At 47.0% G+C, this 18,617-nt stretch carries 19 protein-coding genes; 7 read left to right on the top strand and 12 right to left on the bottom strand.

The genetic code is table 11. The features are described from left to right. The first annotated feature begins 29 nt into the window (after positions 1–29). The 3 genes from groL to ubiA all read left to right on the top strand — a co-directional run bounded on the left by groL (position 30) and on the right by ubiA (position 3,421). A complete protein-coding gene (groL, locus tag CWC46_RS22375) occupies positions 30–1,682 on the top strand; it encodes a chaperonin GroEL (protein WP_021014321.1) in 1,653 nt (550 codons plus the stop codon). 336 nt (positions 1,683–2,018) lie between these two features. Beyond that, entirely contained in the window at positions 2,019–2,534 is a 516-nt protein-coding gene (ubiC, locus tag CWC46_RS22370) for a chorismate lyase (RefSeq protein WP_021014322.1), read from the top strand. Between the two features lie 23 nt (positions 2,535–2,557). Next, the gene (gene ubiA, locus CWC46_RS22365) at positions 2,558–3,421 is read left to right on the top strand and encodes a 4-hydroxybenzoate octaprenyltransferase (RefSeq protein ID WP_021014323.1); all 864 of its coding nucleotides are present in this window, start codon (positions 2,558–2,560) and stop codon (positions 3,419–3,421) included. A gap of 43 nt (positions 3,422–3,464) precedes the next feature. On the opposite strand, the gene plsB is transcribed toward ubiA, so the two are convergent. Continuing rightward, entirely contained in the window at positions 3,465–5,921 is a 2,457-nt protein-coding gene (gene plsB / locus CWC46_RS22360) for a glycerol-3-phosphate 1-O-acyltransferase PlsB (protein ID WP_021014324.1), read from the bottom strand. A gap of 129 nt (positions 5,922–6,050) precedes the next feature. Between plsB and CWC46_RS22355 the strand changes: the two genes are divergently transcribed. Both CWC46_RS22355 and lexA read left to right on the top strand, forming a co-directional pair. Beyond that, complete coding sequence (locus CWC46_RS22355) at positions 6,051–6,416, top strand: diacylglycerol kinase (RefSeq protein ID WP_021014325.1); 366 nt, start codon at positions 6,051–6,053, stop codon at positions 6,414–6,416. A 109-nt stretch (positions 6,417–6,525) separates the two neighbouring features. Beyond that, entirely contained in the window at positions 6,526–7,137 is a 612-nt protein-coding gene (lexA, locus tag CWC46_RS22350) for a transcriptional repressor LexA (protein WP_021014326.1), read from the top strand. 270 nt (positions 7,138–7,407) lie between these two features. On the opposite strand, the gene zur is transcribed toward lexA, so the two are convergent. After that, a complete protein-coding gene (zur, locus tag CWC46_RS22345) occupies positions 7,408–7,917 on the bottom strand; it encodes a zinc uptake transcriptional repressor Zur (RefSeq protein WP_021014327.1) in 510 nt (169 codons plus the stop codon). 89 nt (positions 7,918–8,006) lie between these two features. Beyond that, positions 8,007–8,717: a pirin family protein gene (locus CWC46_RS22340; RefSeq protein WP_021014328.1), complete on the bottom strand. Its 711-nt coding sequence runs from the start codon at positions 8,715–8,717 to the stop codon at positions 8,007–8,009. Between the two features lie 109 nt (positions 8,718–8,826). Between CWC46_RS22340 and CWC46_RS22335 the strand changes: the two genes are divergently transcribed. Continuing rightward, positions 8,827–9,723, top strand: coding sequence for a LysR family transcriptional regulator (locus CWC46_RS22335; RefSeq protein ID WP_021014329.1), 897 nt, complete (start codon positions 8,827–8,829; stop codon positions 9,721–9,723). Positions 9,724–9,866: 143 nt separating this feature from the next. Here the strand turns inward: CWC46_RS22335 and CWC46_RS22330 are convergent, their stop codons facing one another. The 9 genes from CWC46_RS22330 to CWC46_RS22290 all read right to left on the bottom strand — a co-directional run bounded on the left by CWC46_RS22330 (position 9,867) and on the right by CWC46_RS22290 (position 16,573). Next, positions 9,867–10,856 (bottom strand): glutathione S-transferase family protein, encoded by a 990-nt coding sequence (locus tag CWC46_RS22330; protein ID WP_021014330.1) that lies wholly within the window; start codon positions 10,854–10,856, stop codon positions 9,867–9,869. Positions 10,857–10,962: 106 nt separating this feature from the next. Next, positions 10,963–11,358, bottom strand: coding sequence for a DoxX family protein (locus tag CWC46_RS22325; protein ID WP_021014331.1), 396 nt, complete (start codon positions 11,356–11,358; stop codon positions 10,963–10,965). A gap of 242 nt (positions 11,359–11,600) precedes the next feature. Then, positions 11,601–11,891, bottom strand: a complete 291-nt coding sequence (locus tag CWC46_RS22320) for a YqjK-like family protein (protein WP_021014332.1) — start codon at positions 11,889–11,891, stop codon at positions 11,601–11,603. Next, the gene (locus CWC46_RS22315) at positions 11,888–12,283 is read right to left on the bottom strand and encodes a phage holin family protein (RefSeq protein ID WP_021014333.1); all 396 of its coding nucleotides are present in this window, start codon (positions 12,281–12,283) and stop codon (positions 11,888–11,890) included. The genes CWC46_RS22320 and CWC46_RS22315 overlap by 4 nt, the downstream gene beginning before the upstream one ends. A gap of 4 nt (positions 12,284–12,287) precedes the next feature. After that, complete coding sequence (locus CWC46_RS22310; RefSeq protein ID WP_021014334.1) at positions 12,288–12,593, bottom strand: ElaB/YgaM/YqjD family protein; 306 nt, start codon at positions 12,591–12,593, stop codon at positions 12,288–12,290. Positions 12,594–12,811: 218 nt separating this feature from the next. Next, positions 12,812–13,207 (bottom strand): EnvZ/OmpR regulon moderator MzrA, encoded by a 396-nt coding sequence (mzrA, locus tag CWC46_RS22305; RefSeq protein WP_021014335.1) that lies wholly within the window; start codon positions 13,205–13,207, stop codon positions 12,812–12,814. After that, positions 13,188–13,862, bottom strand: a complete 675-nt coding sequence (locus tag CWC46_RS22300; RefSeq protein ID WP_021014336.1) for a DedA family protein — start codon at positions 13,860–13,862, stop codon at positions 13,188–13,190. Before CWC46_RS22300 ends, mzrA begins: the two co-directional genes overlap by 20 nt. Positions 13,863–14,284: 422 nt before the next feature. Further along, the gene (gene exuR, locus CWC46_RS22295; protein WP_021014337.1) at positions 14,285–15,061 is read right to left on the bottom strand and encodes a transcriptional regulator ExuR; all 777 of its coding nucleotides are present in this window, start codon (positions 15,059–15,061) and stop codon (positions 14,285–14,287) included. A 216-nt stretch (positions 15,062–15,277) separates the two neighbouring features. Next, entirely contained in the window at positions 15,278–16,573 is a 1,296-nt protein-coding gene (locus CWC46_RS22290; RefSeq protein ID WP_021014338.1) for an MFS transporter, read from the bottom strand. 559 nt (positions 16,574–17,132) lie between these two features. Between CWC46_RS22290 and uxaC the strand changes: the two genes are divergently transcribed. Next, complete coding sequence (uxaC, locus tag CWC46_RS22285) at positions 17,133–18,542, top strand: glucuronate isomerase (RefSeq protein WP_021014339.1); 1,410 nt, start codon at positions 17,133–17,135, stop codon at positions 18,540–18,542. Positions 18,543–18,617: the final 75 nt, after the last annotated feature.

Below are 18,617 nucleotides of genomic sequence, written 5' to 3'. Positions count from 1 at the left end.
GAACTGAACGAATTTAAGGGAAATAACCAATGGCAGCTAAAGACGTAAAATTCGGTAATGACGCACGAGTAAAAATGTTACGCGGCGTGAATGTACTGGCTGATGCAGTGAGAGTTACTCTGGGTCCGAAAGGGCGCAATGTCGTTCTGGATAAATCCTTCGGCGCACCTTCTATCACTAAAGACGGTGTATCCGTTGCGCGTGAAATCGAACTGGAAGACAAGTTTGAGAACATGGGCGCCCAGATGGTGAAAGAAGTCGCTTCTAAAGCGAATGACGCAGCAGGTGACGGTACCACGACTGCTACCGTTTTGGCCCAGTCCATCGTTAATGAAGGTCTGAAAGCCGTTGCTGCGGGTATGAACCCGATGGATTTGAAACGCGGTATAGATAAAGCGGTTATCGCTGCAGTTGAAGAATTGAAAAAACTGTCTGTGCCTTGCTCTGATTCCAAAGCTATTGCTCAGGTAGGTACTATCTCCGCTAACTCCGATGAAACTGTGGGCAAGTTGATTGCTCAAGCCATGGAGAAAGTGGGGAAAGAAGGTGTCATCACCGTTGAAGAAGGTACCGGTCTGCAAGACGAACTGGATGTGGTTGAAGGTATGCAATTTGACCGCGGTTATCTGTCTCCTTACTTCATCAATAAGCAAGAAACCGGTTCTGTTGAACTGGAAAGCCCATATATCCTGTTGGCTGACAAGAAAATCTCCAATATCCGTGAAATGCTCCCGGTACTTGAAGCTGTCGCAAAAGCCGGCAAGCCACTGTTGATTATCGCTGAAGACGTAGAAGGCGAAGCACTGGCTACTCTGGTAGTGAACACCATGCGTGGTATCGTGAAAGTGGCTGCCGTTAAGGCTCCAGGCTTTGGCGATCGTCGTAAAGCCATGCTACAGGACATCGCTACTCTGACTGCCGCTACTGTAATTTCTGAAGAGATCGGTCTGGAGTTGGAAAAAGCAACACTGGAAGATCTGGGTCAGGCTAAACGTGTCGTGATCAACAAAGATACCACTATCATTATTGATGGCGTGGGTGATGAGTCGACTATTCAAGGTCGTGTTACCCAGATTCGTCAGCAGATTGAAGAAGCCACTTCTGATTATGACCGTGAAAAACTACAGGAACGTGTGGCCAAACTGGCTGGCGGTGTTGCAGTTATCAAAGTTGGCGCTGCGACTGAAGTCGAAATGAAAGAGAAAAAAGCACGTGTTGAAGATGCGTTGCATGCTACTCGTGCGGCAGTTGAAGAAGGCGTAGTCGCTGGCGGTGGTGTGGCATTGATTCGTGCGGCATCTTCTGTCACGGCGTCTGGCCTGAAAGGTGAAAACGAAGATCAGAACGTAGGTATCAAAGTTGCACTGCGTGCAATGGAAGCACCTTTGCGTCAGATCGTGATTAATGCGGGTGAAGAAGCCTCCGTTATTGCGAACAAGGTGAAAGCGGGTGAAGGTAGCTATGGCTATAACGCTTACACTGAAGCGTATGGCGATATGATCGAAATGGGTATCCTGGATCCGACCAAGGTAACTCGTTCTGCTCTGCAATATGCCGCATCTGTTGCTGGTCTGATGATTACCACTGAATGTATGGTGACCGAGTTGCCAAAAGACGACAAAGCTGACTTAGGCGGAGCCGGTGGCATGGGCGGTATGGGTGGTATGGGCGGTATGATGTAATAACTGCTGTCGCCGTCCACTGACTGATGGCGACACGGTATATCCGTTGCATTCTGTTTGGCCACAATTAAAACACTATCCGGTCTGTAGGTCGGGTAGTGTTTTTTATTTGGTCTGTTTTAGCTACGTTTCCCCTCTTGCGTTCAGGTTCATCGTTGATATCACAGGACCATGTTCGAACCCACGTCATCCACACTGGTTGACACGTTAAATATTGTACAAATATTATTCACATCACTAACAATTGGTTCAGACCGTGTTATCAGCCCGTTATTCTGCGCTACAATGGATCGCGTTTATTTTATTTACTAAACATATCGGGTGGAGCAGGGAAAAATGTCTGATGAGGCTTTGGCACAGCTACGCTCAGTGGAGTGGTGTGAGCCTACTGATGTACCCGCGACGGTTGCTGATTGGTTAATCTATAATGATTCTATGACGCGTCGTCTGGAACGGCATTGCCTTCGTCTTTCAGTCCGCGTGAGTACGGAGCATTTTATCTCCACACTTGATGTGCAGAATGAACAACCACTGTTGCCATTAAGCAACCGTTATTGGTTGCGTGAAGTGACGCTGCTCGGGGATGGGAAACCCTGGTTATTCGGTCGCACGGTGATACCACAGCAAACGTTGGAAGAGGCTGAGATAGATCTGACACAGATAGGTAATACGCCACTAGGACGCTATCTGTTTTTGCAAGGCCCACCGAAGCGTAATTTTATCCATCTCGGGCGTTGTGGTTCACTTTGGGTTCGTCGTTCATGCCTGGTACTTTCCGGTAATCCGCTGTTGATCACCGAGCTTTTTTTACCGGATGCCCCACTTTATTCTATGGTCAGTAAAACATTCTGACCGGCAGAGAGGAGAATACCGAGTTGGAAAGAAGTTTAACGGCAGGACGCTGGGTTGCATATTGTCGTTTAATGCGCATTGATAAGCCGATAGGTTCTCTGCTGTTATTATGGCCAACGCTATGGGCGTTGTGGCTGGCTGGGCGGGGAGTACCACAACCTTGGATACTATGGGTGTTCGTGGCCGGCGTGTTTCTGATGCGTGCAGCAGGATGTGTGATTAATGATTATGCAGATCGTCATTTTGACGGTCATGTCAAACGCACTGCTTCGCGGCCATTGCCAAGTGGCGCGGTCAGTGAGCAATCCGCCAAAGTGCTGTTTATCGTGTTGGTATTGCTGTCCTTTGGGCTGGTGCTGACCATGAATAATATGACTATCTGGCTTTCCGTGGCCGGGTTGGCGTTGGCATGGGTTTATCCCTTCATGAAACGCGTCAGTCATCTTCCCCAGTTTGTGCTGGGGATGGCTTTTGGCTGGTCTATTCCGATGGCTTATGCGGCGGTAAGTGAGTCATTACCGGTGTCCTGCTGGGTTATGTTCCTGGCTTATATTTGCTGGACTGTCGCTTACGATACTCAATATGCCATGGTGGACCGTGACGATGACCTGAAGATTGGCATCAAGTCGACCGCTATTCTTTTCGGACGTCATGATACATTGATTGTCGGGCTGTTACAGTTGTTCACGCTGATGGCCATGCTGGCATTAGGGCACCTGGCCGGATTAAGTGAAATATTTTATTGGTCAGTGCTGATTGCGGCCGGATTGTTTGCTTACCAACAGAGATTGATTGCCGGGCGTGAGCGTGAAAGTTGTTTCCGTGCTTTCAGAAATAACAATTACGTTGGTATGGTGTTGTTTGCCGGCATTTTGCTCGGTTTGTAATTGAATGACTGCGGTAGGGATACTACCGCAGTCATATGTGGCTTTATGCCACTGATGGAGGAATTTCCGGTGTTGCCGATTTCTCTGACGCGCTGGCGCTTTCTATTGTCAGTCTGACATCTGGTGTGATCATGTCCCCCAGGATGCTATAGATTTCCAACGTATTTTCCGGAATGGCATCGCCAGTATCATTGATGTAACCTTCTGTCCGCAGCGTGTTAACCAGCGTGGAAAAAACAGCTTTATCAAAGAACTCCGGTGCGTTTATTCCATGCAATACTGACAAGCGCTGAGCCATGTTACGACTCTCTTTTTCCAGCATACTGCGACTGATACTCGGATTTGTGCTGAGTAATGATAGTGTAATGGCGTAACGTTGAAGGGTTTCGCGAATACCCGCCGATAGCAATTGAAGTGTTCTTATCCGCGCTGGATTCAGTACCAACCCTTTTTCTTCTATCAAAATCAGGCGCTGACTAGCCAGTTCTTCTGTTAGTGCAGTCAATACATCACTCAATTGGGATTTTTCGTAGTGCAAGAAAAGTTCAGCTTGCAGGAGTGGGTAAACCAATGTGACCTGACGCAACAGCTCTGTCTGGGTAACCGTTCGATGATGGATGATGATACTGGCAATCAGCGAGGGCAATACCAGCAAGTGTTGGATATTGTTACGGTAGTAGGTCATCAATACCGCTTGTTCACGCGGGAGAATGATAATGTCACCAACATTATCTTTTTCGACTTCAAACTTATCCATGCTCAATGCATGGTCGAGCAGTTCGGCTGCTGTTTTGTTGGGAACGGTGATGTCGGTAGCATAAGGAACATTGCGCAGTATTTGCAGATAACACTCCAGCTGTTCTTCCATCTGCTTGCGGGTCAAAGCACGTTGACGAGAAGCTAACAGCGCCGTAGAGCATAGGTTCATGGCGTTTGCCGCGGCCGAATTATTAATGCGAACCATGATATTCATGGCAATGTCCTGCACTGTGGGTGTCAACCAACTTGGGCGCTGGACTTCGATAGGATCAATGGCTTCCTGCCATTGTGGTACGTGCGAATTTAGGTAAGCCATTAAGGGCAGGGGTTCGCCAAAATTCACATACCCTTGTCCGAGATTACGTAGTTTGCGCAAACCACGTACCATCTGTATGAAACCCTCTTTTTCTTTAGTGGCGCCACGAAGTTCTCTGGCATAAGTAGCCACTTCCATCACATGTTCGTAGCCGATGTAGACGGGCACCAGGGTGATTGCTCGGGTACCACCACGCAGCATAGCTTGAATTGTCATCGATAGCGTGCCGGTTTTGGGTTCCAGCAGTCGTCCGGTACGAGAACGTCCACCTTCGACAAAATACTCTACGGAATAACCACGCGTGAATAGTTCACCCAGGTATTCTCGGAACAAGGTAGAGTAAAGTTTGTTGTTGAAAGTGCGGCGGATAAAAAACGCGCCCAGGCGGCGGAAAATCGGGCCAGCTGGCCAGAAATTCAGATTAACGCCAGCAGCAATATGGGGTGGTACTAACCCTTGATGATAAAGCACATAGGAGAGCAGCAGATAATCCATATGGCTGCGGTGGCAGGGGACATAAACAATTTCGTGACCGTCTTGCGCCAGTTGGCGTACCCGTTCAGCATTGTGAACATTAATCCCTTGATAAAGGCGGTTCCAGGTCCAGCTCAGCACCCGGTCCGACAATCGTACCACTTCATAAGAGAAATTCGCGGCAATTTCTTCCAACAACGCTATGGCATTCTGTTGCGCCTTCTCATGGGGGATTTTTTTTACACGAGCTTCATCATCAATTGCTTTGGTGATGGCATTTGACGTCAACAATTTGTTGAAAAGGTCTTGCCTTACTGGTAGCCGAGGCCCGACAGCGGCCAAACGTTGGCGGGCAAAGTGTATTCGCGCGACGCGGGCCAGCTTATGAGCGATGGTTTTATCAGTGCCATGCTCTGTCGCCATATAACGGAGCGATATTGGACTGGAAAAACGGACAAAACTATCACGTCCTAGCCATAAAACAGCAAAAAATTTCTCAATGCCGTTTAACAAACGCAAGTGTGGTGTGGCTTGATGTTGATTTTCACGACCTGGCGAGCGACCAAACATCACTGAAACTGGCACCATCTGTACATCTAACGCCGGGTTACTGCTATGCAGATCCAGGTAGTCGTGAAACAGTTTTATGGATTTCTGCTTGGGGACGTAGTAGCGGAATACTCGTGGACCATCATTAATAAATACATAGCTGGGCAACTCTTCACCATCAATAACCAATGGTTGTAAAGGGTCTGGTAGCCCCAGCGCCAGACATTTAGTCCGCAGCGTTAGTAGATCCGCTTTAGAGTTATAGGGCAATACATAGAAAACCGGACGTGAAGGATCCAAATCCAATTCAGCGACAGGATCATGAGGAATAATCTTACTCTTTACCAAGAGTTTAAGGGGGAAATTCAGTAAGTTATAGTAAATTCTACGCCAACCTGACATAACAACCAGAAGCCTCTTGTTAGCAACTCGCCGCAAGGATACCAGAAACCTCACTGGAGATCTGTGGTGATGAGACGATGATAGCGCGTTAAAATTGCGTTCAATCACGAATAAAGGAATGGAGTAAGTATGAATAAAGCAACTGGAATAACCCGTATTATCAAAGCAACGGGATATTCCCTCCAGGGGTTGAAGCAGGCCTGGCGGCATGAAGCTGCATTTCGTCAGGAGTCATTACTCACTCTTGCCTCTATTATTATTGCTTGTTGGCTGCCAGTTTCAACAATTGAAAGGCTATTACTCATCGGGTCAGTTGTACTGATTGTATTATTTGAATTGGTCAATAGCGCTATCGAAGCGGTAGTCGACAGAGTGGGGCTGGAGTATCACGAATTATCGGGACGGGCGAAAGATATTGGCTCGGCAGCTGTTTTCGTCGCCTGTTTGTTGGCTGCTGTCGTCTGGATCTCACTACTGTGGAATCATTTTGCATGACGGCTTCCAGAATCGGAGAAAAAAGCGCTGAATGGCAATATCAAGGTTCCCATCGACACCTTCCCTGTATATACTCACAGCTAAACTGTATAAACAACCAGGGGGCGGGATGAAAGAGTTAACAGCCAGACAACAGCAGGTTTATGATCTTATCCGTGATCATATCTCACAAACCGGTATGCCGCCTACACGGGCAGAGATTGCGCAGCAGTTGGGATTCCGTTCCCCTAATGCCGCAGAAGAGCATTTAAAGGCACTGGCACGCAAGGGTGTGATCGAGATTGTTACCGGCGCGTCCCGTGGTATCCGCTTGTTGATGGAAGAAGAAGATCTTGGATTGCCTTTGATTGGCCGGGTTGCGGCCGGTGAGCCCTTGCTGGCTCAACAGCATATTGAGTGCCATTATCAGGTTGATCCATCCATGTTTAAACCGAGTGCGGATTTTTTGCTAAGAGTCAGCGGAATGTCGATGAAAGATATCGGTATTCTGGATGGTGATCTACTGGCCGTGCATAAAACGCAAGATGTATATAATGGTCAGGTTGTTGTGGCGCGTATTGATGACGAAGTTACCGTTAAACGTCTGAAAAAACAAGGTAACATCATACAGTTACTGGCGGAAAACAGAGAATTCAAACCTATTGTTGTTGACTTGCGTGAACAGAGTTTTTCTATTGAAGGACTGGCGGTTGGTGTCATTCGTAACAGCGATTGGAACTGATATATTCCTTCATTTCCTTTATTCATCTCGGCCTTTAAAATGTAGCGCTCGCTCTTCTAATATGGGCGGGTGCGTCTTCAAGTGAGATGCCGTTATTTTACTTATTCTCCTCCTTTTACCAGCCATCTATTTCAGCAATTCCTCTTACAGTTTTTACTTTCTAATGAGTTCTCCAAAAATATAAATTTTAAATCATCCACCGGTACTTAGCGGACATTGATTATATGGTTCACAGCGGAATACTCGAGGGATAGGAAAATTGAGCCGCAACTATCGTTTTTTAATGGTGATACTGTGATCGTGATTGCAATTTTCTCGGTGGTCGCATGATTCAACTTGCTGGCATGCACTGCATAATCCATGAGCTTCCACCACACTGTGACGCAAAATGAAATCTGACTGCTTAGCCAATTGCTGAAGGTTTTCCTCGACACCGACTGTTTGCCGCTCCGTTACCTGGCCGCATCGGTCACAGATAAATAATGCGGATGTGTGATTATGCTCTTCGAAATGATGGCATAACACATAACTGTTAGTGGACTCGACCCGATGAATAAATCCCTGTTCCAGTAGAAAATCGAGAGCACGGTAAACCGTAGGTGGTTTTGCCTGGGGTTCAGAAACACGGAGCAGATCCAGTAAATCGTAAGCACTGATAGCGCCAGGCTGTTGCGCCATCAAACGCAGAACCTCCTGCCGCTGAGGTGTCAGGCGCACACAGCGCTGCTGACAAAGCTGTTCGGCCAAGGCAAGAAGTTTTCCCGGATTGATTGAATCCATTGCAGTAACCCCGAAGCATGTCTGAGAGCATTATGATTTATCTTATCATGCCTGGACAAAAACACCGAAAAGACAACCTGGTCCGAGTATCAGACTACCAGATCGATGAGCAGTGCTCGCATTGGCGTTTCCGCCAGAACGGTTACTTTTGCTTCCTGCTGGATAAAGGCACCATCACCACAATGCAACGTTTTGCTATTTTCTGGCGTGATGCCATTAATTCGCATTGTTCCATTTATTGACTGTAAATAAGCGCGATTACCGTTTAGTGTAATGGTGTTTTGCTCATGGATATTGAGATCCAGATGATAGATCCATACTTGCTGACGTAAGTACAGACTATGCTGATCCTGAGTTTCTTCGGGGGACGCCAGCAAATGACAGCCTTTTTTATCCAGCGAGAGCCGTTGCAAGGTGCGGTTTTCTTGTGTGGGGCAGGCATTCAGCCATAATTGCAGGCGCGTAAGTGATGTTTTATGGCAAGCATTATGTTCGCTATAGCTGACATTGGGCTGCGTGGCCAATAATAGCGCATCGCCTGCTTTTGCTCTGGCATGGTTACCGTTGCTATCGCGGTACTCGGCTTCCCCCTGCAATATAATATTGAGAATATCTACTTGTGGGTAGGTTCGAGGTTGAAAAGCCGCGCCAGGGGCAAGGACTTCCTGATTAAGCACGCGCAAAGAAGCATAACCTAGTAGTTCGGGGTCAAAATAGTGACCAAAAGAGAATGTATAACGTGCCTGTAACCAGCCATAGTCAGCCTGACCGCAATGTTCTGCTGCTTTGCTAATGATCATGGTCTTCGGCCTGTAAAATTATCCATGTATTAGATAGTAATTGGCTGGACGCTGGATTGTTAGCCAGTTAATCTGGTCTGTACGTTCAAAAATTCTGAATGAGTATAAAATGGCAAAAGAGCGGGCATTAACGTTAGAAGCTTTAAGGGTCATGGATGCCATAGACCGTCGGGGAAGCTTTGCCGCTGCAGCGGACGAATTGGGGCGGGTGCCTTCAGCCCTGAGTTATACCATGCAAAAACTGGAGGATGAGCTGGATGTGGTTCTGTTTGACCGTTCCGGACATCGTACCAAATTCACCAATGTTGGTCGGATGCTGCTGGAACGCGGACGTATTTTGCTGGATGCGGCGGATAAGCTCACTACTGATGCAGAAGCACTGGCGCGTGGATGGGAAACGCATTTAACGATTGTGATTGAAGCACTGGTTCCGATTGAACGATTATTTCCGTTACTGAATAAGCTGTCCTTGAAGGCCAACACCCAAGTGTCGCTAATTCAGGAGGTGCTGGCCGGTGCCTGGGAACGTCTGGAACAAGGTCGGGCCGATATTGTCATCGCACCCGACATGCATTTCCGCGCATCATCTGAAATCAATACACGTAAACTGTATTTGATGAAAAGTGTTTGTGTAGCAAGTCCAGGCCATCCAATTCATGATGAACCAGAGCCGTTGTCCGAGGTTACTCGTGTTAAATACCGGGGGATTGCTATTGCGGATACTGCGCGTGAACGTCCGGTACTGACAGTACAACTGTTGGATAAACAACCTCGTCTTACCGTAAGTTCTATGGATGATAAACGCCGCGCACTGCTGGCCGGGTTAGGTGTGGCAACTATGCCTTATGATATGGTGGCTCAAGATATCGCTGAGGGACGGTTGCGAGTTGTCAGCCCGGAGAACACATTTGAAAGTCAGATTATTATGGCGTGGCGACGGGATAGTATGGGGGAGGCAAAGTCCTGGTTTTTACGTGAGATTCCAAAATTGCTTATTCAGAAGTGATGGTTATTCATCATTAAGTAAAAGGAGTATTGGGTACTCCTTTTACTACTTGTAGATAACCCTCTTGAATCTACATTGCACGGTAGATTCAAGGGGCCGTACGGGTGTTTTTTACTTTCCTATTCCCCCGGTTATCCTAAAAATTATTCATAAAATCGGGTGGATCGATCATGTGGATCAGAAAATGATCTTTCGGGGCCAATGGAAATGATGCCGTGTGGGTTGATGGTGGGGTGGCTGCGGTAATAGTGGTGACGGATATGATCCATGTTTACTGTTTCGGCGATGCCAGGTAGTTGGTAGATATCCCTTACGAAACCGTACAGGTTGAAGTAATCAGTTATGCGGCGTTTGTCACATTTGAAATGGGTATGGTACACAGGATCAAAACGGATCAGTGTTGTCCACAAGCGAAGGTCAGCTTCCGTGAGCCGTTCACCTGTCAGGTAACGTTGATGACTGAGCCTGTTTTCCAGTTTATCCAATGCAGAAAATAAGTTGGTTACGGCATCATCATAAGCAGTCTGGCTGGTTGCAAACCCTGCTTTATAGACACCATTATTTACCTGATGATAAATCCATTCATTTAACTCATTGATTTGCTGACGCAGTGCTGGCGAATAGTAGTCACCAGGCGCAGCACCAACATCATCAAAAGCGCTGTTAAACATGCGGATGATATCAGCGGACTCGTTGCTGACAATAGTATGTTGTTGCGTGTCCCACAGTAAGGGAACGGTAACGCGTCCGCTGTAATCAGCCAGTGAATGGAGATAGAGCTGGTAAAGGAATTCGTGCTGATAAAGCTTGTCCCCTGTTACGTCGGGAAAGTCAGTATTAAATGTCCAGCCCTGGTCCAGCATTAACGGATGTACTACCGAGACCTCAATGTGTTCTTCCAGTGCTTTTAATTTTCTGAATAGCAGTGTGCGATGTGCCCAGGGACAGGCTAGCGACACGTATAAATGGTAACGTCTGGACTCAGCCTTAAAACCGCCTTTGCCTGTGGGGCCTGGTTTACCATCAGGTGTAACCCAGTTGCGGTAAAATGTTTCCGGGCGTTTGAAATGGCCACCGGTCGACCGAGTTTCATACCATGTGTCATGCCATACACCATCAACTAATTGTCCCATTTTGAGTACCTTCCTGAAAATACATGAAACCATGACAGCAACGTTCATCCGTTTACCACCATGGCATTTGTAAAATAAAGGCAATACCGGCGGGGTAATGCCGTTTCTACCACTTTTTATTCAGTAAGTTGTCAATGCTGAAAGCACCCGGACCAGTCACGAATAGCAGTAGGTAACCACCTGCAATGGTCAGGTTTTTCATGAACATTACTTGGTTTACGCTTACAGCGAAATTACTGTGGAAGAGAAAAGCGGTCAGCAAGGCGAAGATAACGGTGAATAGTGCTGTAGTACGGGTTAGAAAACCGAACAATACTGCCAGCCCACCACCCAACTCCAGCAGGATGGTTAATGGAAGCAGCGTACCGGGAACACCCATCGCTTGCATATATTGCTGAGTTGCCGCGTACGAGGCACCAAGTTTGCCGTAACCAGCAACAATAAAGAGTATTGGCATTAAAATACGGGCGATCAGCAGCAGGCTATTGTCTAATTTTTTCATCAACATTATCTCCAATTATTTTGTGCAAGCCGGTACGATGTTATAAGTCATTCATCCAGCAATAGCGTATATCAAGCGGATGCCTGTAACAGGCGATGATGATATTAGATGTAGGAGAAACGATAAGCCAGTAAGTAAAACTGTCGTTTTTTTTCAGAAAAATTGACTATTTATGCGGGCGATAAGAGAAAGTACCTATATCCGGGAGATATAGGTAGTATGCAGCAACAATGAAGCAGGTGTCACGAGTGGTTGGTGAAGGTGTTCCGAATAAGCATTACCGCTTCCCCAATACGAACCGCCTTGCGTAACCATCGGTTTAACCGTCCACGGTGTTTGAAGCCTAACAGCACCGCGAGTCCAGATCCTAATATCAGGTATTTACGTACGTCCATCATCATGCGCCAATAGTGGTCAGCGTGGCGGGTGGAATACAGCCAACGTGTCTTTTCAGCAGACAGGTCGAGACGTTGCTGTTCAATGGTGCGGAGCAAATGTGCCTTTTCCTGTTCTAACTGTAGACGACGGTTCATTTTGATTTACCTTCAAGCAATGATCGGTCAGTTTCCAGCGTTTTGCGGGTTGCTTTCAGCAGTGTCGATTTACGAATATGCCTGAGCGTCCAGATTCCACCGATCAGCGCAAGAATAAACAGACTTCCAGTAATCCAGCCAAGAGTCATGAGACGGTATTGAGGTTCTACACTCCATATTATCAGTGTAATTAAGCCGATTAAGCCAAAGACAGTAAATAGCAGTGTCAGCTCGACCACCAACAGTAACTGGATCAGCGCTGTTTTTTCCTGCTCCAACTCAATGACCGCTAACCGGACCCGGGTTTCTACCATTCCGACTATAATCGTAATGATACGCTGGGCTGAGGTGATGGCGCGACTGGCAGGACCTTGTCGTTGTTGTTCTGTCATAGTACTAGCGGCGAGCCAACAGTATACCCAGTACAATACCGACTGCTGCACCGATCCCAACGCCAGTCCAGGGGTTCTGACGAATGTATTCTTCCGCGTGCGCAGTTGCTTCACGAGTCTGGGTGGCGATGTGTTCTCCGGCATTATTCAGTCGTTCACGTGATTCTTTGAGCGCTGTTTCTGCTTTTCCGCGTAGTTTTTCCATTTCAGCTTTGGATTTGTCACTGGAAGTTCGCAGCACTTCTTCCAGTGTGTCACTCAATGAGCGCAATTCCGCGCGTAATTGGTCAGAGCTTGATTCTTGAGTCATGTGAGAACTCCCTAATATGATGAATCTTAAAACCTAACTATAGTTCAAAATTTCTCGACTTGCCTGGTCGCGCATCATGATAATTCCAATAGAACGCAGTAAAACGGACAGTCAATATAGTGCTGATAGCAGGCAATGTTGTGGGCAAAAAACAGGAAGATGGGAACAAGACGCCAAGAATGGTCTAAAGAGAAAAAACAGGTATAAGGTTGAGAAAATCAACCCAGTTTGGATTGTTGCTGAATGAGTTTATGTCGCCAGAAAGGTGTTGGATCTGGTGCCTGTGTAACCACATTCACCTGGGGGAGCGACATACTCAATATTTCACGTGCCGCACTGCTTTGTTCTGGTGAAGAAAGACGAACAATAATGCTGTCATTGGAAGGAGTAATGCTTTTGATACCGATTCCCCGCTCATTCAACCGCTGGTAGATATAAAAACCATCAGGAAGTGTCGCGCCCTGATACTGTGGCGTGATGTGTAACATCGCATCATCCTGTGGGTGTCGTGACGAAGGTGTCAGGATAATGGCGGGTAACACGACCAACAGGATACGCCAGACATGTTTGTGTTTTAGATAGTGGGCGATCATCTCAATTTCCTTTTCCAGCATTGATGGTTCGTTTCCTACGCCAAAGAACGATTAACGATCCAGCGAGCCCGATGCAGAGTAACAACAGTGGCAGTAACATCAGGCAGAACATCAGCTCATCTTCATATTTCCGAAATATCGGTGTTTTCCCTAACGCAAAACCCAATGAAACCAGAATGGATACCCACAGTAATGCACTGATCCAGTTAAACAGCTGAAAGCGGGTGCTATTCAAGCCGGACAGCCCTGCAATGGTGGGTAATAGTGTACGCACAAATGCCAAAAAGCGGCCAATAAGTAGTGCTGAAAGACCGTGACGATGGAAAAGTTGATGTGCGCGTTGATGATAATGTGCAGGCAAATGTGACAGCCAGCCCTGAACAATGCGCGTATTCCCTAACCATTTCCCCTGGATATAACTGACCCAGCACCCGAGGCTGGCGGCGGTAGTCAGTAACAGGATAGTAAAGGGATAATTCATCGTGCCTTTAGCAATCAACACACCAACTAAAATCAGCAGGCTATCACCTGGTAAAAAAGCAGCAGGTAGTAGACCGTTTTCCAGAAACAGGATCAAAAATAGCAATAGATAGACTGTGCCGATCAATTTTGGATTGGCAAGTACCTCGAAATTCTGGTGCCAAAGTGCGTGCAAAAGTTCTTTAATTATATCCATCCGGTATTCCTGTACTGCGGCATTGATGGGACCACGTTAGGGTAATCAGTCTTCTATTCATCGGGTGGCGTATTTCGCATGTCTCGGCATGTTTTATTAATTCTGTTGTCCGTTTCATTAACCGATGGTGTTTTATTTTTTACGCTCAATGTCGCTGATACATGGTGTTTTAGTCTTGCCTGATTGAAAGCGACATCTTATTTCAGCGGTTTTATGCCATCACGGCCGATTAATCGTAAAAAAGGAGTTCTAACTGTAACAAAATAGGTGGAAATGAGACAGGGGAATATTTCGTTGGAAGGTCTATGGGGCGCTGTTTATTGGGGGAGGAGAGGTGAACCATGTAATATTTACACTTACTGACAAAACTAGATGACTAATGAATGTTTTGCTCCACAAAGATGGAGCAAAAGCAGGAAAAATCAGGGTTTACTGTGGGGCATTTGATCGAGATGTACTACTGGATTTTCAGCGAACATATAGCGATCAACATTGAACTCAAAGTCATCGGTAGTGGCACGAAAAAGCATCTGCTTAGTGTTTTCCAGGTGTTGCCACATAGCGAGCTTAGCGGCATAAGGGTCTTTACGGATCAATGCTTTCAGAATTTGATCGTGTTCTTCACACCAGCTTTCAATGGATCGATCGTCAATGTGTTCGTGCAACTTGCGCCAGTAGGGGTTATGTACACGCTGACTCCACATTTTTTCCACAATGGTCGCCATTGCTGAGTTTTGCGTGGCCAGAGCAACCTGTACGTGGAACTTCAGATCCCACTCTGAATCGCGGAAGCGGTCTTCCTGCCGGGCGTACTCCTGGATTTCCATCAATTGTAAGATATCCTGCCGAGTCACCTGTGTCGCCGCAAATTCCGCAATATTGCTTTCGATCAATTGACGGGCCTGAAGCAGCTCAAACGGACCTGCGGTAATAAACTCGGTTTCACTGCTGGAAGGCAAGAGGTGGCGTTGTTGATTGGACATGACATGAATGCCCGAGCCTTTGCGGACTTCAACATAACCCTCAACTTCCAGCATGATAATTGCTTCACGCACTACTGTGCGGCTGACATTCATTTCTTCAGCAATATAACGTTCAGCCGGTAATTTTTCGCCAACCGGATAAACACCGTTTTCAATACGCTGTTTTAATTCTGCTGCTAATTGTTGATAAAGCCGTCGAGATTCTGTGAGTGCCATGATGCCTGCCTTTAGATAGATGACGGGCTCTAATTGGTTATTAGTGCTACGGATACTATCTTTGTTGAACGCTGAAATAATTTGTTATACCACTTATCCTCAGTTGCAACCAATATCACGGGTCACAGTTATTCATTGTGGTAGAAATATATGCGGAAGGTTCATCCGGCATCAGATGATACCGGATGAGGGGCAGGAAACTAAAATTTATCAGTGTTAGTGCGCAGCATGTAATATGGTTTTTTCTGCAGCAACTTCGTCTGCTGGGCGGTTTTGCAGTACGGTCCAGATAACGATGGCACCCAGCAAGTCAAACACGGACAGTGCGGCAAATAGTGGACTGAAGCCCATCGTATCCGCCAGCGCACCCACCACCAGAGCAAACATTGTGCTTGCCGTCCATGCAGCCATACCGGTTAAACCGTTAGCAGTAGCAACTTCATTACGACCAAACACATCTGAGGACAAGGTAATCAGTGCGCCAGAAAGTGATTGGTGGGCAAAACCACCGACACACAGAAGTGCGATGGCGATATAAGGGCTGGCGAACAAACCGATCATCCCTGGGCCGATCATTAACACGGCACCCATGGTGACGACCAGTTTACGGGAGACTATCAGGTTAACCTTGAAATACTTCTGGAACAGCATGGGCAGATAGCCGCCGATAACACAGCCCAGGTCTGCAAACAGCATCGGCATCCAGGCAAACATGGCGATTTCTTTCAGGTTAAAGCCATAGGCCTTGAACATGAACAATGGGATCCAGGCGTTGAATGTACCCCAAGCCGGTTCAGCCAGAAAACGCGGTAAGGCGATACCCCAGAACTGACGGTTGTGTATAATCTGCCAGGCAGACATTTTCTTGGCGTTGTTGGTTTGGTGCTGTGCTTCCTGACCGCTCAGAATGTAATCCCGTTCTTCATCGCTCAGTTTCTTCTGATCTTTAGGGTGTTTGTAGAAATAGAGCCAGCTTAATGCCCAGACCAGACTTAATACACCGGTAATGATAAACGCCAGCTCCCAGCTATGCATGATAATGGCCCAGGCCACCAGTGGTGGAGCGATCATTGCACCGATAGAAGAACCTACATTGAAGTAGCCTACGGCGACGGAACGCTCTTTGGCCGGGAACCATTCACTGCTGGCTTTCAAACCTGCTGGAATCATGGCTGCTTCAGCCATACCGACCGCGCCACGAGCAACAGCCAACCCACCCCAACTGTTTGCCAGCGCGGTTCCTATACAAAAGAGCGCCCATAAGATGGCAAACACGGCATAGCCTATTTTGGTGCCAAGCATATCCAGTACATAGCCTGCGATGGGCTGCATGATGGTATAACAGGCAGAATAGGCAGCAATGATGTAGGAGTATTGCTGGGTAGTAATATGAAGTTGTTCCTGCAACGTTGGTGCGGCGACCGCAATTGCGTTACGCGTCAGATATCCGAGTACGGTACCGATGGTAACCAGGCCGATCATGTACCAGCGTAACCCTTTAATTTTACGCATTTCAAAAATCTCTCCGAGTTAAATCATCGCAGCGGAACAAGTACTGCCACGATGTTGTACAAACCACGCCGAAAGTGACGGGATGAATAGTTTTTTTTGTCGACTCGCTGGTATAACTTTCCACTAAAACATCATTTCCGACATAAAGATGTAAACCATGGCAGCTACCGAGCGTTAAACCATGCGGTGATTGTTTGTCCGAATGGCGGGTTGCATAGTTGTCTTGTTATCTACGTCATCGTTTTCTTAGTAGGAAAACCAACCTTGTTGACAATATTGAGATTGAATCCCTGTGTCATACAGCGCTACAATAATTTGTCATACCAATTTAAAAATTGAGTGATATCACAAAACCATTATTTTCATACGGAATAAAAAAACGGGTCCTGATGTGCTCATAAAGTGGGTTTATGCATAAGGAATGCGGCTTTTTACGGCAGAATGCCTTTTTTTTGCGATCATGACCTCACTAATGAGATAAGTTATCGAACATAATTGGTGTGATATCTTTGTGAGAACAACCACGTTGGTTGGTAAAAGCATTGTGAGGAAGCGAAATATGCCCCAGTTTATGAGTGAAGATTTTTTGTTAGACACCGAGTTTTCTCGTCGTCTGTATCATGAATATGCGGTTGATCAACCTATCTTTGATTATCACTGTCATTTGCCGCCGGCGCAGATTGCTGAGAATTATCGTTTTAAAAATCTGTATGACATCTGGTTGAAGGGTGACCATTATAAATGGCGTGCTATGCGCACTAACGGTGTAGCGGAACGTTTATGTACCGGTGATGCCAGCGACTGGGAAAAATTTGAGGCTTGGGCAGCAACGGTTCCTCACACCATTGGTAATCCGCTATATCACTGGACACATCTGGAATTACGTCGTCCGTTTGGTATCACCGGTACGCTGTTGTCACCGGCGACAGCCAAAGCTATCTGGCAGCGTGGCAATGACTTGCTGGAACGAGATGAATTTACAGCTCGCGGCATTATGCAGCAGATGAATGTGAAAATGGTCGGTACTACCGACGATCCGATTGACGATTTGCAGCATCACAAAACGATTTCCCAAGACAGCAGTTTCTCTATTAAGGTTTTGCCAAGCTGGAGACCAGACAAAGCGTTCAATATCGAACAACCGACCTTTAACGATTATATGGTGAAGCTTGGTGAAGTGTCTGATACCGATATCCGTCGTTTCAGTGATTTGCAGGCAGCATTGACCAAGCGGCTGGATCACTTCGCTGCGCATGGCTGCAAAGTATCTGATCATGCACTGGATGTTGTGTTGTTCGCCGAAGCGGATGAAACCACGCTGGATAGCATTCTGGCGCGCCGTCTGTCCGGTGCAATCCTGAATGAACATGAAGTGGCGCAGTTCAAAACAGCTGTACTGGTATGGCTGGGCGCGGAATACGCACGTCGCGGTTGGGTCCAGCAGTATCACATTGGTGCACTGCGTAATAACAACCTACGTCAGTTCAAGCTGTTGGGGCCGGATGTGGGGTTTGATTCGATCAACGATCGCCCGTTAGCCCAGGAACTGTCCTGTCTGCTTAGCAAACAAAATGAAGAAAACCTGCTGCCGAAAACCATCCTATATTGCCTGAATCCGCGGGATAACGAAGTAATCGGTACGATGGTTGGTAACTTCCAGGGTGAGGGTATGCCGGGGAAAATGCAGTTCGGTTCCGGCTGGTGGTTCAATGACCAGAAAGACGGTATGCAACGTCAGATGACGCAGTTGGCTCAGTTAGGCCTGTTGAGTCGTTTCGTTGGTATGCTGACAGACAGCCGCAGCTTCCTTTCTTATACCCGCCATGAGTATTTCCGCCGCATTCTGTGCCAGATGGTTGGCCATTGGGTAGAAAACGGGGAAGCGCCAGCTGACCTGCCGCTACTGGGCGAAATGGTAAAAAACATCTGTTTTGATAACGCCAAGCGTTATTTCGCCATCGAGTTGTAAGGGTAAAAACGGGCATCATTAACGGTGCCCTGTCCACGATTTCTGTTCTGGGGTAGTGATGGTTTGTATCAACCC

This window comes from Prodigiosinella confusarubida (assembly GCF_002847015.1).
Classification (GTDB): Bacteria; Pseudomonadota; Gammaproteobacteria; order Enterobacterales; family Enterobacteriaceae; genus Prodigiosinella; species Prodigiosinella aquatilis.
Note: the sequence above shows the minus strand (reverse complement) of the source record. Positions and strands in the feature narration are given on the sequence as shown.

Coding starts and splice junctions, on each gene's coding strand:
- groL (WP_021014321.1), top strand. CDS start 30: ATGGCAGCTAAAGACGTAAAATTCGGTAATGACGCACGAGTAAAAATG.
- ubiC (WP_021014322.1), top strand. CDS start 2,019: ATGTCTGATGAGGCTTTGGCACAGCTACGCTCAGTGGAGTGGTGTGAG.
- plsB (WP_021014324.1), bottom strand. CDS start 5,921: ATGTCAGGTTGGCGTAGAATTTACTATAACTTACTGAATTTCCCCCTT.
- CWC46_RS22355 (WP_021014325.1), top strand. CDS start 6,051: ATGAATAAAGCAACTGGAATAACCCGTATTATCAAAGCAACGGGATAT.
- lexA (WP_021014326.1), top strand. CDS start 6,526: ATGAAAGAGTTAACAGCCAGACAACAGCAGGTTTATGATCTTATCCGT.
- zur (WP_021014327.1), bottom strand. CDS start 7,917: ATGGATTCAATCAATCCGGGAAAACTTCTTGCCTTGGCCGAACAGCTT.
- CWC46_RS22340 (WP_021014328.1), bottom strand. CDS start 8,717: ATGATCATTAGCAAAGCAGCAGAACATTGCGGTCAGGCTGACTATGGC.
- CWC46_RS22335 (WP_021014329.1), top strand. CDS start 8,827: ATGGCAAAAGAGCGGGCATTAACGTTAGAAGCTTTAAGGGTCATGGAT.
- CWC46_RS22330 (WP_021014330.1), bottom strand. CDS start 10,856: ATGGGACAATTAGTTGATGGTGTATGGCATGACACATGGTATGAAACT.
- CWC46_RS22325 (WP_021014331.1), bottom strand. CDS start 11,358: ATGAAAAAATTAGACAATAGCCTGCTGCTGATCGCCCGTATTTTAATG.
- CWC46_RS22320 (WP_021014332.1), bottom strand. CDS start 11,891: ATGAACCGTCGTCTACAGTTAGAACAGGAAAAGGCACATTTGCTCCGC.
- CWC46_RS22315 (WP_021014333.1), bottom strand. CDS start 12,283: ATGACAGAACAACAACGACAAGGTCCTGCCAGTCGCGCCATCACCTCA.
- CWC46_RS22310 (WP_021014334.1), bottom strand. CDS start 12,593: ATGACTCAAGAATCAAGCTCTGACCAATTACGCGCGGAATTGCGCTCA.
- mzrA (WP_021014335.1), bottom strand. CDS start 13,207: ATGCTGGAAAAGGAAATTGAGATGATCGCCCACTATCTAAAACACAAA.
- CWC46_RS22300 (WP_021014336.1), bottom strand. CDS start 13,862: ATGGATATAATTAAAGAACTTTTGCACGCACTTTGGCACCAGAATTTC.
- exuR (WP_021014337.1), bottom strand. CDS start 15,061: ATGGCACTCACAGAATCTCGACGGCTTTATCAACAATTAGCAGCAGAA.
- CWC46_RS22290 (WP_021014338.1), bottom strand. CDS start 16,573: ATGCGTAAAATTAAAGGGTTACGCTGGTACATGATCGGCCTGGTTACC.
- uxaC (WP_021014339.1), top strand. CDS start 17,133: ATGCCCCAGTTTATGAGTGAAGATTTTTTGTTAGACACCGAGTTTTCT.